The organism is Microcoleus vaginatus PCC 9802 (assembly GCA_022701275.1).
Lineage (GTDB): Bacteria > Cyanobacteriota > Cyanobacteriia > Cyanobacteriales > Microcoleaceae > Microcoleus > Microcoleus vaginatus_A.
Window position 1 is genome coordinate 5,174,226 of record CP031740.1, and the last position, 15,074, is coordinate 5,189,299.

Annotated in this window: 10 protein-coding genes; 6 read left to right on the forward strand and 4 right to left on the reverse strand. The window is 49.0% G+C overall.

Going from position 1 to position 15,074, the window contains the following annotated elements:
* The first annotated feature begins 73 nt into the window (after nucleotides 1-73).
* The 5 genes from D0A34_21265 (at nucleotide 74) to D0A34_21285 (ending at nucleotide 5,178) form a co-directional block, all read left to right on the forward strand.
* Nucleotides 74-1,441: a serine/threonine protein kinase gene (locus D0A34_21265; GenBank protein UNU21026.1), complete on the forward strand. Its 1,368-nt coding sequence runs from the start codon at nucleotides 74-76 to the stop codon at nucleotides 1,439-1,441.
* A gap of 251 nt (nucleotides 1,442-1,692) precedes the next feature.
* The gene (locus D0A34_21270; protein UNU21027.1) at nucleotides 1,693-2,205 is read left to right on the forward strand and encodes an inorganic diphosphatase; all 513 of its coding nucleotides are present in this window, start codon (nucleotides 1,693-1,695) and stop codon (nucleotides 2,203-2,205) included.
* Between the two features lie 520 nt (nucleotides 2,206-2,725).
* On the forward strand, nucleotides 2,726-3,634 hold the full coding sequence (locus tag D0A34_21275) for an MBL fold metallo-hydrolase (protein UNU21028.1): 909 nt from the start codon (nucleotides 2,726-2,728) through the stop codon (nucleotides 3,632-3,634).
* A 20-nt stretch (nucleotides 3,635-3,654) separates the two neighbouring features.
* Complete coding sequence (locus D0A34_21280; GenBank protein ID UNU21029.1) at nucleotides 3,655-4,221, forward strand: diheme cytochrome C; 567 nt, start codon at nucleotides 3,655-3,657, stop codon at nucleotides 4,219-4,221.
* A 399-nt stretch (nucleotides 4,222-4,620) separates the two neighbouring features.
* Nucleotides 4,621-5,178 (forward strand): HPP family protein, encoded by a 558-nt coding sequence (locus D0A34_21285; protein UNU21030.1) that lies wholly within the window; start codon nucleotides 4,621-4,623, stop codon nucleotides 5,176-5,178.
* A gap of 52 nt (nucleotides 5,179-5,230) precedes the next feature.
* On the opposite strand, the gene D0A34_21290 is transcribed toward D0A34_21285, so the two are convergent.
* The 4 genes from D0A34_21290 to D0A34_21305 all read right to left on the reverse strand — a co-directional run bounded on the left by D0A34_21290 (nucleotide 5,231) and on the right by D0A34_21305 (nucleotide 10,892).
* Entirely contained in the window at nucleotides 5,231-5,536 is a 306-nt protein-coding gene (locus tag D0A34_21290; GenBank protein UNU22402.1) for a hypothetical protein, read from the reverse strand.
* A gap of 177 nt (nucleotides 5,537-5,713) precedes the next feature.
* Nucleotides 5,714-6,868 carry a phosphodiester glycosidase family protein gene (locus D0A34_21295; GenBank protein UNU21031.1) on the reverse strand — a complete coding sequence of 385 codons (1,155 nt, stop codon included), beginning with the start codon at nucleotides 6,866-6,868 and terminating at the stop codon, nucleotides 5,714-5,716.
* A 253-nt stretch (nucleotides 6,869-7,121) separates the two neighbouring features.
* A complete protein-coding gene (locus D0A34_21300) occupies nucleotides 7,122-10,247 on the reverse strand; it encodes a phosphoenolpyruvate carboxylase (protein ID UNU21032.1) in 3,126 nt (1,041 codons plus the stop codon).
* A gap of 420 nt (nucleotides 10,248-10,667) precedes the next feature.
* Nucleotides 10,668-10,892, reverse strand: a complete 225-nt coding sequence (locus D0A34_21305; GenBank protein UNU21033.1) for a hypothetical protein — start codon at nucleotides 10,890-10,892, stop codon at nucleotides 10,668-10,670.
* A 635-nt stretch (nucleotides 10,893-11,527) separates the two neighbouring features.
* On the opposite strand from D0A34_21305, the gene D0A34_21310 reads away from it, so the two are divergent.
* Nucleotides 11,528-15,052: a hypothetical protein gene (locus D0A34_21310; protein ID UNU21034.1), complete on the forward strand. Its 3,525-nt coding sequence runs from the start codon at nucleotides 11,528-11,530 to the stop codon at nucleotides 15,050-15,052.
* The last annotated feature ends 22 nt before the right edge of the window (nucleotides 15,053-15,074 follow it).

Genomic DNA, 15,074 nt, shown 5'->3' on the forward strand with positions numbered 1-15,074 from the left:
ACGAAGTATTTTTGTAAAAACCCGGTTTCTGGGTTCCGATGATCACCTCACATTCAAATTAATGTAAAAAAACATGACCAGCAAAATATTAGCAGAACGCTACGAAGTGCAGCGGCAACTAGGAAAACAAACAGGTCGCCAAACGCTGCTGGCTCGTGATTTACAAACTCAAAAATTAGTTGTCATCAAACAGCTATTCCTCGGCAGCGATTTTGAATGGCAAGACCTCAAGCTATTTGAACGAGAAGCGGAAACTTTAAAAGCACTTTCTCACCCAGCAATTCCCCGCTACCTCGATTACCTGGAAATTGACGAAGCAGACACTAAAGGATTTGCCTTGGTACAGACTTATGTAGAGGGGAAAACTTTGGAAGAGCATTTGCACTCGGGACGTACTTTTAGCGAAACCGAGGTGCAAGAATTAGCTAAATCGCTGTTAGAAATTTTGATTTATTTGCACGAGCAAAATCCGTCTGTAATTCACCGCGATATTAAACCCAGCAATATTTTACTGCACAGCAGATCTGCCCACTCCGTCGGACAAGTTTATTTAGTTGATTTCGGTTCGGTGCAGAACCAAGCTGCAAAATTTTGCGGCACAATTACAGTAGTGGGAACGTACGGGTATATGGCACCGGAACAATTTGGCGGGCGCTCGGTTCCGGCTTCTGACCTCTACGGTTTAGGTGCAACTTTAATTTATTTGGTAACAGGTTTGCATCCCACTGAACTGTCGCAACAGGATTTGAAAATTCAATTTGCCGATCGGGTAACGCATCTCAATTCTAATTTAGTCGATTGGCTGGAGTGGATGACAGAACCTAGTTTAAACAAACGGTTATCCTCGGCTTGGGAAGCATGGCTATCGCTAAAGAATCCCTGCTCGACCGACAAAACTACTATGGCAGTCCAGTGGCAAGGCAGCGATATTAAATTGACCAAAAATTCGGAATTTATAGAAGTTATAATTCCGCCGCAGGAAGTCGATTTTGGTTTAAGTGCCATGCTTTCGGGTTTGATTGCGACGCAGGTCACATTATTGATCAGTTTTGATAACGGGGATATACATCCGCACCTTCTTCTGATACTAGGAAGTTTCTTAGCTGTGGCAGGAGTATTAAAGTTTATCGAGGCACTATTTTTGGAAGTACGTCTCAGAATCGATCGCCAGCAAATATCCTATAGCAGCCATCTGCTCGGGTTGAGATGGAATAATTCCAAGGCAGCCCCCAGACCGGACATTTGCCAGTTGGAAATTGAACAAATTGGATACAAAGTTTCTCAGATGATTATTCAAACCAGCAACCAAAAATATCGACTAGGAGTGAAGCAGGGACTAAGTGAATCAGAAATCGAGTGGTTAGCGACAGAACTAAGCCAGTGGTTGGGATTGAAAATTCAAATAACTTTGACAGACGGTAAAAAGAAGATATCGATGTGAAAATATCTCCCTCGCCCAAACAAACCATAGCCCTCTCAAACTGTGGGATGGGCGTCCCGCCCGTCCAGTGTATTTTCCCCGCAGGCGAGACACTCCACAAGCATCCTCCTCAAATAGTGCAGCGCTGATCGCACTCGTCCGCTTTCGGTCAATCTCATGCAGCCGAAAGGCCCGATCGCCCGTAAAATGCTATCAAAGGGATTTGGCAAGTAGCACTCATCCCAATCATCTGTTAACTTGGAGATATTGTTGTGGACTTATCGCTAATTCCGGCACAGCCGAAACCAGGACTGCTCAACGTCCTCATCGAAATTACCGCCGGTAGCAAAAACAAGTACGAATTTGATAAAGACTTGCAAGCCTTTGCTCTCGATCGGGTGCTTTCTTCCTCAGTCCAATATCCGTGCGACTACGGCTTCATACCCAATACCTTAGCCGATGATGGCGACCCCCTCGACGGCATGGTGATGATGGATGAGCCCACATTTCCAGGGTGCATAATCGCAGCCCGTCCGATCGGAATGCTGGAAATGATCGATGGAGGCGACAGGGACGAAAAACTGTTGTGCGTTCCCGACAAAGACCCGCGCTACGCTCACTATAAGTCCCTCAAAGACGTAGCCCCCCACCGCTTGGACGAAATAGCCGAATTTTTTAGAACCTACAAAAATTTGGAGAAAAAAGTCACGGAAATTCTGGGTTGGCAAGATGTGGATCAAGTTATGCCCTTAGTGGAAAAGTGCATCGCAGCCGATCGCAAATAAGCCCCTAGCCCGCACTCCTCGACTGCAACCCGACTAAAAACTCAGGAGGCCGAACTTAAGGCGATCGCTGCCGGTCTAAGGATGCAGTCGAGGAACGGGTAGCTAGAATGTCAAATCACTCGTCAATGCCGAGTCACCGGAACGGCATTCCTCAAAACCCTGCCCCGGCCCCAATCTTGAAAAAAATACTACTCCTAGAGTAAGATGAAGCGCAAATTATACCCCTGGGGAATGCGTTCTACGTTTGAGGAAATTTTACCCTAACACTTAGATAGATCGGCGCTATCTTAATCTCAGAACACAGAACACGCCGGGCAGCCCGCATGATGCAAAAAATAATCTCTCAAGCGTGACATCTCCTACACCAACCCGTAAGGTTGAGAATTCTAACAGCCGAAGTGTTCGGCACATGGTTTCCCGATAAAGCGCTTGATTATAGTACAGATTGCTAAAAACTAAAAACTAAAAAGTAAAAACTAAGATTTCAACTCCCAAGTTCCTGCCGCCAAAACTAAAAAAAATGCCAGATTCCGCACCCTCTCTACCCAATCCACAGCCTTCCGATCGCAAAGCCACAATGGAAAATAGTCCTTTGACCGAGTTTGTCGTTCAGTTTTGGGGTGTGCGCGGCAGCATCGCCACCCCCGGCACCAAAACACTGCGCTACGGAGGGAACACCTCCTGTGTAGAAATGCGATTGGGCAAAAAACGCCTAATCTTTGACGGTGGTACGGGCCTGCGAGTTCTGGGTCTAAACTTGCTGCGGCAAATGCCTGTCGAAGCCCATATGTTTTTTAGTCATACTCACTGGGATCACATTCAAGGGTTTCCGTTTTTTACTCCCGCCTTTATCCCAGGGAACTGCTTTCACATTTACGGTGCGATCGCCCCCAACGGCACTACCATCAAACACCGTCTTGCCGACCAAATGCTACACCCCAATTTTCCCGTCCCCATTCAGGTAATGCAGTCAGACCTCAAATTCAACGATTTGACGCCTGGGGATATTCTCGAACTCGACGATGTGAAAATAGAAACGGCACTGCTCAACCATCCTAATACCGCGATCGGATATCGAGTCACCTGGGAAGGACACACGGCCGTCTACTGCACCGATACAGAACATTTTCCCGATCGCCTCGACGACAACGTGGTACACCTAGCTCGCAACGCCGACGTGCTGATTTACGACGCCAACTACACCAACGAAGAGTATTACAACTTCAAAACCCCGAAAGTCGGCTGGGGACACTCGACTTGGCAAGCAGGAGTAGAAGTAGCGAAAGCTGCTGGAGTCAAAAAAATCGTGATGTTTCACCACGATCCGGGCCACGACGACAATTTTCTCGATCAAGTCGAAGCAGAGGTGCAGGCAACGTTCGCCAATGCCTGCTTAGCCCGCGAAGGCATGAGCATACCAGTGATTTAACCAAAAATAAATTCAGAATTATGAAACAGCAAAAACCCCGCAAACGTCGCAGAGTAGGCTTGCGGGGGCTTTACTCAACGTTGCTAGTGTTGATAATTATCTGCTGTACCTGTGGCGGATGGGTTGCAGCTCAGACTGCCTACTCTCGCACTCCCGCGCGACTTGCTCAGGTGTCTTCGATCGAGGATACTGGTACGGTCGATCGCATTCCCGAACGCTACCAACTCGGACAGCAACTGTACCTAGAAAACTGCGCCACCTGTCACATCGGTTTACCGCCGCAAGTATTACCTACAGAAACTTGGCGCAGATTGCTGCAAGATTCCCAACACTACGGACAAACCATCAAACTGCTAGTAGACCCCCCCCGTCTGCTAGTGTGGAACTACCTGCAAACTTTTTCCCGTCCCCAAGCAAAAGACGAAGAACTCGCCTACCGAGTCGCCAGTTCTCGCTATTTCAAAGCTCTGCACCCCAAAGTAAAACTGCCACAACCCGCAAATATCAGCAGTTGCGTTACTTGTCACCCCGGCGCGTCTCAATACAATTTCCGCAAGCTTACCGCCGAGTGGCAAAACTCTCCCTAACGAAGATTAAGTTCGTAATTATATCCGAGTGCGAGCGAGAAGAGCGCACTAACCAGAAAACGGCGATCGCATTCTCAACTAGAGACTTATCCAAAGTGTGGATGCGATCTTTCAATTCATGCTTAGTGGGCATCGCACCTTAGAAATAACCTCTCGCTTTACCCTGATCAATAACTCTGACGGCTAACGGTGAGGTTGTGCGACTGCCGATAACGTGTGTTGCAAAACCCACCAAACTTGCTCGTGGGTTCCAAGCGAGTGGTTAGCTGCGGCTTGAGTGGCATAGAAGTAAAAAATCTGTGCGTTTAGCTACTTTTTGACAAATTGTTATGATATCTTAACTTTACCGGAGGCTAGTTCAGACAATTTAAGAAGCCTGGTTATCAAGTAACCTGATTTATGATTGACAGTAAAAAAATTCAACTGAAATGGGAAAGTTATTGGTTTAAAACCTTTGGGAGATGGCGATCGTGTCCATTGAGCTGCCCAATAGACAGACCTCATCCTCGGCATATTTTTTGGAGTTTGATTGGCAGTTTTTTGGCAATTACTGCAACGTCCTATCTTGCTCTAAAAACTAATACTCCTTTACTAATGGCTCCGTTTGGCGCTACAAGCGTTCTGATCTTTGGTGTCCCTGACAGCCCTTTGGCTCAACCCCGGAATGTCATTGGGGGCAATTTCTTAGCTGCTCTCACCAGTTTAATGATTGTGCATTTTCTCGGTTCTTCTCCCTGGGCGATGGGAATGGCTGTTTCTAGTGCGATCGGAGTTATGCAGATTACCAGAACTCTACATCCGCCTTCGGGAGCAGTTGCCTTAGTCGTCATGATGACCAAACCAGACTGGAAATTTTTGCTAACACCTGCTTTTGAGGGATCAATAATCTTGGTCTTGTGCGCCGTCATCTTTAATAATTTAGCGGCAGAAAGGACGTATCCCCAGCACTGGTTATAGCATTGTCTCTAATGATTTCAATTTATGGTAGTGGTAAAGAGGAAAGGACAGTTTAACTCGCTGGCGTAGCATTGTAGTGATGGATGAACGTCCAAATTGCACCAATCTGGTTCTCTAACTTCTTGGAAAATGACAAGGTTTTTCTGACGATTCGCCACAGGCGTTGTCGCAAAGTGCAGTTGAACCGTTCAAGGTAGCTGGTTTTTCCAGTTTCTTTGCCCATTCCAGGGTGTCGTTTACTGGGTAAAACCTGCACAAATTGCCGTCCACAGTCTCGACATTTATAGTTCTGCTTCTGATGCCGAGTTCGACCGTTTTTCATCACTAATTCAGACTGGCAAATTGAACAGGCAGGCAAAGCAATAGACATACAAACAAGTAACATCAGAATCACAGCGATCTGATTCTCTCATCCTTCCCTCGGGAGCACTACCCAAAATCGGGATGCTCCCTCGATTGCGACTTCCATCGGACTTCTTTCTTCAATCCGTTACATCCCGTACAGTGCTTCGTTGCCGAACTTCCTTCTGCTAGGTCAATCAAAAAAAACGGACGGATCGGGGGAAGGTCGAGATCCCTTTTGAAAGCGTTCCCAAGACTGTTTTAATTGAGCAGGAGCCGGATTTTCGCGATCGTAAACCACCAGCACATTCGTCAAATTCCGGCCCGGTGGCAATAAAATCTGCCCCTGATGAGCCAAACCCACCGAAGCGCCCCCGTCCAAATTCATCGCTTCAAAACAGCCGATCGCCTGCATAACTTTAGCTTCTGCTTCCAAAGACAAACTATCCAGAAAAGTCACCAAAAATAACTTATCTCTGGAAGCTGGAAAGCCGATCGCCGTTCTCGAACCCACGCCCAAAACATGAGAATCTTTAAAACCTTCCGATAAAGGAGACAGCCAAACTTTCCCCCCTTTAACCAATCTCGGCCCGCAAGTCAGAGAAAACCAATGTTGACTCCAATCCGGCTTACCTTCACTTCTAGCCGTCACCATTTCCAATTGATTTCCCGCTTTAATCCCCAAAGTCGTGCCGTAATTTTCCCATCGGCTGTATTTCAGAAACTTACCCGCCGCCACCATATTTCCCAGCACAGCTTTCTGCTCATCTTTACCAAAAAAAGTCCCGTTAGCAACAACAGCAGCCCGGGAACGCGACACCATATTTTCAAAAGGTTCGTCACCCCGCGTTACTTTAGAAGTATTTGCAAAAGCTGCATCATTAGCTAACCCAATAGTGATATAAATTTCGGGGTCTGCGAGGTCAATAGTTGTCAGATAAAAACTTGCGCCCGCTACATTTTGACTGCTGACTTGTACAGGTTTTGCTTGATTAGCGGAACGTCTAATAACTTGAGTTTGAGACTTCACAAGAGGAGAATTCGCGGCCTTTGGTTGATGAATTTCCGGCGATTTAACGATGGGATTGCTGGGCAGAGTTTGAGGATTTTTCGCGGATTTTAGAATGGAATTACTAGGCAGAGGTTGAGGAGTTTGATTTGATTGTATACTTGATAAAAAAGCGAGTAACTTTTGCCACAGTTGACCAGCGAGAGTCAAGAAACTATCTCGGTTTTGGGCGATCGCAAAATAGTCAGCCAAAACTCGTGCCAAAGCTATGCCCGTTAAAAACAAAAAAGTGCGCCGCAGCATCGGGCGACAACCTTCAGACTGTTTGCGTTTAGACATAAAAAATCTCAGCTAGGATAGCGAACAGTTTTCTATGGCTGTGACTACAATGGGCGATCGCGCGAATTCTGAAACTACCAGTAGCAAGGTGCGCCGAGGCGCACCTTACCACTAATATCAAATCCGGTAGCCTCGGAATTAATATTACCCATAGCTAGGAAACGGCAGTGCCGTTTCCCTACAGTTAATCAGGGTAGGGAAACGGCACTGCCGTTTCCCCTATATCACGTCGCTAATGCTCAAAACTCTTTCCCTAGCCGGTATTCCGCATCCCCGCAGCAATTCCATTAATCGTCAGCAGAGCTCCCCGCAACAATTCACCCTTGCTGTAACGCGAGTGAATCACCCCCGGAACCCCGCCACTACCGTGCTGCCGCAAGCGTTTCAGCAGCGAAACCTGCAACAAACCCAAAGGCACAATCGTCGCATTTCGCAACTGCACCGAACGCTGCAGCGACGGATCTTCGTCCAACAAACGCTGGTGTCCGGTAATCGTTAAAACCAAATCGCGAATCAAGTGAAATTCGGCAGCAATTTGGTCGAATAAAGCCTTAAAACGCTCCTTGTCAGCCGGCAAAGCTAACTCCTGCACGTAGTGTTCTGCAATCTGCAAATCCACCTTAGATAAAGTCATTTCCACCTTAGAAATTACCATTCTAAAAAATGGCCATTTCAAGTAGAAATACTGCAAAAGTTTCATGTGTTCTTCCGGTTCCTCCAGCAAAAACTCTTGCAAAGCTGTGCCGACACCGTACCAAGAAGGCAGCAAAAAGCGGCTTTGAGTCCAGCTAAACACCCACGGAATTGCTCGCAAACCGCTGATGTCTTTTTTGCCACCGCGACGCGCGGGGCGAGAACTAATTTGCAACTGGCTGATTTCTTGAATCGGGGTAACTTGGTGGAAGAAATCGACTAAATCCGGCTGTTCGTAGATTAAATGGCGGTAGTGCGATCGCGATCTCACCGACAACTCCTCCATAATCTCATTCCAAGGGTCGATGCCATCAAAACCAGTGTGTAGCAAACTAGCTTGAATTACCGCCGCCGCTACAGTTTCCAAATTGTAAAGCGCCAACTCCGGCAAAGAATATTTAGAAGCCAAAACCTCGCCTTGTTCGGTAATCTTAATTCGCCCGCTAATACTCTTTCCAGGCTGAGCCAAAATTGCCTTGTAAGCAGGCCCGCCGCCGCGTCCTACAGAACCGCCTCTGCCGTGAAAAATCCGCAACTCTACACCATGTTTTTCCGCAACCACTTGCAAAGCCTTTTGAGCTTTCTGAATTTCCCAATTGCTGCTGAGGAAACCAGAATCTTTATTGCTGTCCGAATAGCCCAGCATCACCTCTTGCAATTTGAGAGTTTCGAGTGGACATTGGATATTTTCTTCGCTTTTTTCCGCTATTTCCTGCGCGTATCCTCCTGTTAGTAAAGCCCTATAAAGCGGTAGATCAAATACCTGCTGCATTACTTCCGGCGCTTTTTTCAAATCTTCCACCGTTTCAAACAGGGGAACTACTTGAATACTGCTAATTCCTGTACCCGGATCGTAAAGCCCTGATTCTTTTGCTAATAGTAAAACCGCCAGTAAATCGCTGACCTCGTGACTCATGCTGATTACGTAAGTTTGGCAGATTTCCGGACCAAACTCCTGCTGCATTTGCCGCAATATTCGGAAGGTATTAATCGTCTCGCAAGTTTTGGGAGAAAACGGCAATTCTGCTGGAATTAAAGGGCGGCGAGTTTGCAGTTCAGTTGCGAGCCAAATAACTCGATCGCATTCCGACATTTGATTGTAAGGCTTTGGCAAAATTTGCAAGTATTCAGCAATTTCGCTCAAAGCGTCGGAGTGTACTGTTGACTCTTGGCGGATATCTAGGTAAGCCAAATTAAACCCGTAAATTTCTACTTGGCAAAGCAGATTTTCCAAGTCTCGACAGCTCAAACCTGTTTCCACTAAATTGTGCTCGATGAGCTGGAGCTCGGTCAAAAACTCAGCTCCCGATCGATAAAGGCCGGTCATTCCGGGATTTTCCGACAAAGCTTCGCGCTCCCGCTGCAACTCGTCTCCTTTGTAGAGCCGCCAATTGCGATCGCGCGTATTTTCCAGTCGCTGCAGCACGTAGGCCAGCTTCAACCGATAAGGTTCTTGGCGGTAGCGGATCGCCCACTGCTCGTAAACATCGGGAAATTCCGATCTGTCGCGATCGAGAGATTCGAGCAATTCGGGCAGCACGTCGCTCCAGTGCAGCGACAAACTCAAAAGTTCGTTCAGCCGCTTCACCGCACCGATGTACTTCTCTAGCACTAAGTGGCGCTGATAGCAAGCCGTTTGCCAAGTAACTTTCGGAGTCACAGAAGGGTTGCCGTCCCTGTCTGAACCCACCCAAGAACCGAACTTGCAAAAATTGTAACTAGGCGGTTTGAGATAAGGGTAAGAAGCGTGCAGAGCTTGCTTTAAGCGGTGGTAAAGTTCGGGAATAGCATCAAACAGAACTTCCTCGAAGTAGTGGAGAGTGTATTCCACCTCGTCAAGCACAGTCGGCTTGAATTGGTGCAGTTCGTCAGTGCGCCACCAGAGGCGAATTTCTTCCATCAGTTGCTCTTGGAGAGCGGCCGCTTCCCAGCAAGACACCGGGTAAGGGCTTTGAGGGTCTGCCCCGAGTACCTGAAATTTCTCGTCAACTTGGTCTAGCTGTTGGAGAATCTTCGCCATCCGCCGCTGCTTAGTGCGGATCGTGTGACGGACAATTTCCGTCGGGTGAGCGGTGAATACCAAGCGGATGTCCAACTGATCGATCAAGCGCTGGATTTGCTGGCTCGGCACGTTCAAGCGTAGCAGCATCGGGAACAGTTGGTGAAAAGTGCCGGCGTCTCGGGCGATCGTCTCGCTGCTGTCTGCCTTGCTCAAAGCTGTTTGGGTGGGGCTTGGGCCTTCCCTATGCCGGGGGCGATCGGGGGCATCCGTTGCTTGTCCTGGCAGCTTAGAAAACATCCGCCCCCCAGCGTCGTTGCTGCTAGCGTAAGCTAGCTGTTGGTCTCGCTGTTCGTAGTGCTGTTCGACAATGTTGATTAACTGGAAATACAGTGCAAAAGCCCGAGCGGCGCGGATGGCGGCGTTAAGGTCGAGCTTTTCGATTAGCTGTACGACATTCGAGTCGCGAAAGTGAGTGGCCTGTCCCTCGGCGGAATTGACCGATCGCATTTGTTGGAGCAAATCCACCAATTCCTGCCCGCACTCCTGTCGCAGCACCGATTCCCACAAGTCCTCTACTACTTTGAGGCGATTGCGCAGAAACAGGTCTGATTTTGAGTAAGCGGGAAAATGGGAAATAGATGTTGCATCAATAGCCTGTTCTGAAGACTGGAGGACTGAACTCATCGGGCTGTTCCTCAATAGCTGCGGGTGTCAAGAAAATTGTATTGTTTAGTTTCGCCTAAAACACTTTTGTTTGCAGTCAAATTTGAGACAACTTATTACAAGGTAGAAAGTAAAAGGCACTTATTTACAAGGTATAAGGAAAGACCGATTCTTCCAGCACGGATTGTACTGATTGTCAAGCTTTCAGGTCAGTTAACTTGCAGTTTGAGATTTTAGACGATCGGCGTGAGACGTTCGGCGAGCGCTCAGCCGAGTCGCGGTCAGTCGAACGATTTTAGATTTACTCCAAAGATGAATCTGGGAAGTTGAACTAGGGTCGAAAATTTTGATCTCTCCACGACAGAAGTCGGGGGCTGGTATCCGTTTTTGGGCGGGGTCAAAAAAATTAACTTCTAGCTGCTGCCTCCTTCCTTGGGCTTTCTAGTCGTGTGATTGAGGAAAGTTGAGCACGGGGAGGCGCGAGCCCCGAAAGACTTCTTCGCTTTCAACGCCGATCGACGCAACAAACTCAGCAGCAGCTTTAGCTACCACCAACCCGCCCAGCATGGGTAAGGCGACCAAGCTCAATAAAATGTCTGAGGGAACTGGCAACTTTGGACTGTTAGGTGTTTTAGTTTTGAGCAAGTCTTGGTTTTCCGACGGCATAAATTTCTCCTGTGTCAATCCGTAATCCTCAGTTTACAGGGCAAATAATCATCTTGACTGCTGCCTTCTGACTAATGACTTCTGAGATCAAATCCGGTGACATCCGAATGATATCTTGCAAGCGATCGTCCCCGCGTAGCCAAGTGTATAAATATCTTGTCGCGAGATATTAAGCTCGCACTTGGAAAAAACGCTTTGTATAAAATCGGGATACTCTCCGAATGCTATCGATCGTGCGACTCTCTCCGCGTAGCCCAACGAAACCACAGCACTACAGTCGGAAAATAATAGACATTTCCAGAAAAGCCGGTCTTGAACAGGCAGGATGCCTGTTCCACAAGAATTATGAGAGAGGTCTAATTATTATTGGGATGCAAACGGAAACGATATGACTAATGACGAATAACTTGTTGGTTGGCTTAATTTGGACCTATCTGTGCCAAAATGTCGAGGTATTATCAAAAAAATATTCCCCAACGGCTCGAAGCCGAGGGGATACAAGGCAAGACACTAAGTCCAGCATGGCTTAAACCAAACAAAACGGTTAGGCTCGGCAAATCAAATAATTGTCTGTAAAATCTGTAACTGTGCTATTTCTAGAAAACAAAACCAGCTTTGGCAAAATTTAGAGTTTCATGTTGAATGCGAACGGGAGCATATTGGCAGACAATCGATCGAGCGCGTCGCAGTGGGCGCAAGAAGCTTTAGGGCTTCCCGAAGTTCAAGTACAAGCGCGTTTGCGGGGAAATCACCTGCACATTTTGTGCGAAGCAGCGCAGTGTCCGTCTCAAGAATTGGTGACGGCGAGATTCACCAACGCCCTCGAACACACTGATTTAACGCGACTGCTGCCCGATCGACCTAAAATTTACCAGTTGTTTCTGTGCGGTCGCAAAATCGGTTCCCGACAAAATGACTGGACAGTCCGGCTCGATTGCAGCAGTCCGCAGCGACAGCAACAGCCACAGCCACAGCAACCGGAACCAAAAGTTGCCGAAGTGCCGCCGCCAGTGAGTTCCCCCGAGGAACCGCCAGGAAGCAGTAAAAGAGGCGGATTTTTCGGCAAATTTAATAATGACAACCACAAACTCAAACACACACCAAAACCGGTAGAAACATCGGCCCACCCGCCGCAAGTACGGGAAGAACTGGATTTTGACGCCGAAAGTCTGCCCATCGCCTCCCGGATTCAATACCCAGAAGTTTTTGAAACTTCCGCCGTGACGATCGACACTTCGGCTGCTGCGACGCGGGAAGCTTTTAGTTCCGCCGTTCCCCCGCAGCAGAAAGCGAGCCGTGGCGCGGTGGCTTTGATTCAATCCCCCGAAGCTGACTCAGGCGAGGGCGATCGCGGTGGAACATTGACGGTTTCGCCGGAAACTTTGGCGCGCCGGGGCTATCCAGATGCGATCGCCAGCTATCTCAGCGAAATCCTCGGGCCGATGGGAGTTTCGGTGAAAGTAAGCATTCGCGAAAAAGAACTCAAAAGCAACCGGGAAAACCTGCCGGCTCAGGCGCCGGAAAATATCAAGCCCAAGGAACGCCGGCTGCTGGTGCTGTGCGAGTCAGCTTACAGCCCCGACCCTTCCTTGCTGGCAGAACCCATCGCCGGCAGGCTGCGGAAACTGCAACTAGAGGATTTCCGGGAAGCATTAATCGGCAGCCAAGTCAGCGGCGAAGCGAAGCCGGACTGGGTGCTGCGGGTGGATTTGACTTCGCCGGACAAAATTCTCAAGGAATGGGCCAGGTGGGGAGACGTACCTGCGATCGCCAAACTGCTAAACCAACACTTGGCAGCATCGAGAGTCGAAGTGCGGGCCACCCTCAAAGAAGCAACCCTCCACCTGTTTTGCAGCAAAACTGCCAAAAAAGGACAAAAGACTAAACGGCAAGAATACCCCGACAAGCAGCAAACCACCGACACGATCGCCCCTTTGTTAGCCTCCTTCGCGCCCCAAGGCCTCCGCGCAGCTACTATCTACGGCGTAGAACCAGCCAAGGACTCTCAGGCAGCGCCCGAGTCGCCGGTCTGGATAGACTGGGTGGACTTGCCTGCTGCCCACCATCCCGACTTGGCTGCGAGCACCAGAACGCTGGCTGCTGAGGGCGACCAATTGGCTTTGACTTTTTTATTGAACAGGTTGCTCAACCCTAGTCTCAGGCGCAAGCTGGAAACAGGAGGGATTCGGGCGGTCGTGCTGCAAAAAGCCGACGTGCTGCACGTCATGACTGAAGCTCTGACTTGTCCTTCTCAGTCGAAGGTCGGGCCGCCGGTGGCTAAATTTTTGCGGCAGTTACAAATTCCGGGAGTGTCAGGGGTGCGAGTCTACGGACGCCGCGCGGGCCAGAAACTGCCCCTGTGGCGCTACGCAATCGACCTCAGAACGGCTGTTGACGAGGAATCAGCGACGGCACCCGCACCGGCTCCCTCTCAAGTGGCTGTGTTGGAAAAGGAACCGGTGCCGGAGTTTGCGTCGGCGGAGGATGGGAGTTTTTCGGGTTTGGGCGACAATTTGGTGTTCGATGCTCCGGCGCCCAACTCCTGGCGACCCCGCTTCAAAATCAGACTCCCCGGATACAATCTGGGCGAGCAGTTAGTTCAAGCTGCAGTGCAACCGCTTGTCGCTTCGGGTTTGTTTGTTCCCAACGATGGTTTATCAACGAATGCTGCGGCGCCGGGAGGCGTGAGAGCCGATCGCGCGGCGGGAATGGCTTTGATTTGGGCGATCGCGGGCTGTCTGCTGACTTTCAATACCGATTGGCTCCTCGGTCTATTTCTGCAATCTGCGACGGTCAGTCAAGCTCCTAGCGCCTCGGAAGTTTGTAAGGGCCCAAATTGTCAAAATTCAGCCCCCAAGGCTTTGGGCGACGTTACAGCCCGACTTCCGAACGAAACCCCGAACCCCGTTCCCACTTCTGGGGAGGTAAATTTGCCTCAAACTCCGTTGCAGCCGTCGCCGGAAGCCAACCAGCAAGAGGCTTTTAATGGCTCTGGGTTTACGAAACCGGGAAATACTAGCGTTCCTGTAGCTGATGTTTCTGCTCCTGCGGTGTTCCCAACTTTGAGGAGCCAGCAGCTTGACGAGCAGATAGCGCGCTATCAAGAGTACATCCACCTGCACAAAAAACCGCCGGATATTTTAATTGTCGGTAGTTCGAGGGCGCTGCGGGGCATCGACCCGGCGGTTTTGGAAACAGCTTTGGCAGCTTCGGGCTACCCGGGGCTGAGGGCTTACAATTTTGGGGTTAATGGAGCTACTCTCCAGGTTGTAGATTCGCTCATCCGCCGGATTTTGCCGCCGCAACAACTGCCGAAATTGCTGGTGTTGGCGGACGGGGCGAGGGCTCTAAACAGCGGGCGGCCGGATTTGACTTTTAGTGCGATCGCTTCTTCGGAAGGTTACAGGCAATTGAGCCGGGGTAGTTTTCTGATCCGCACCAATCAATTAGAATCCGAAACATCGAACGAAAGCGCCAACAATCCGGTGGCGACTGCCACTGAATTGGTGAACAATTTGGGACAAACTCAAGCTAAGGTTCAGCAATTGGTGAGTCAAAAGTTGGTTGAGAGTTCTGCAATTTACAAAAAGCGCGATCGACTCAAAGGGTTTTTGCGATCGCTCGCCAATCCATCAGCCCCTGTTGCAACCGAGATCGCCCAAACGCCAGCCCTGGGTCAACAAACAACTGAAAATTCCCAGCCAACTGCTGCGAGTAAACCCGTCAGCGAGTTTCAACCAAATGGCTTTTTGCCGATCGATATACGCTTCAATCCCGAGACTTACTTTCAGAAGCACCCGAAAGTATCTGGTTATTACGACTCCGACTATCAAAATTTTAAATTGATAGGCGAACAAGCTCTAGCACTCAAAAATTTGATCGAATTTACCAAGGTTCGCAACATCAATCTCGTGTTTGTGAATATGCCTCTGACGGAAGATTATTTAGACCCGGTGCGGACAGGTTACGAACAAGAATTCCGGCAATATATGCAAGAATTAGCAGCCCAAAGCGGACTAATTTTCCTAGATAATAGTTTATTGTGGCCCCAGGCGCGGGAATCTTTTTCCGACCCCAGCCACCTCAACCGTTACGGTGCTATTGCAGTTTCTAAGCGGTTGGCTCAAGATCCCATGATTCCCTGGCCGGCGAAACAGTAGTTTTGACTTTTGAGTTTTGAGT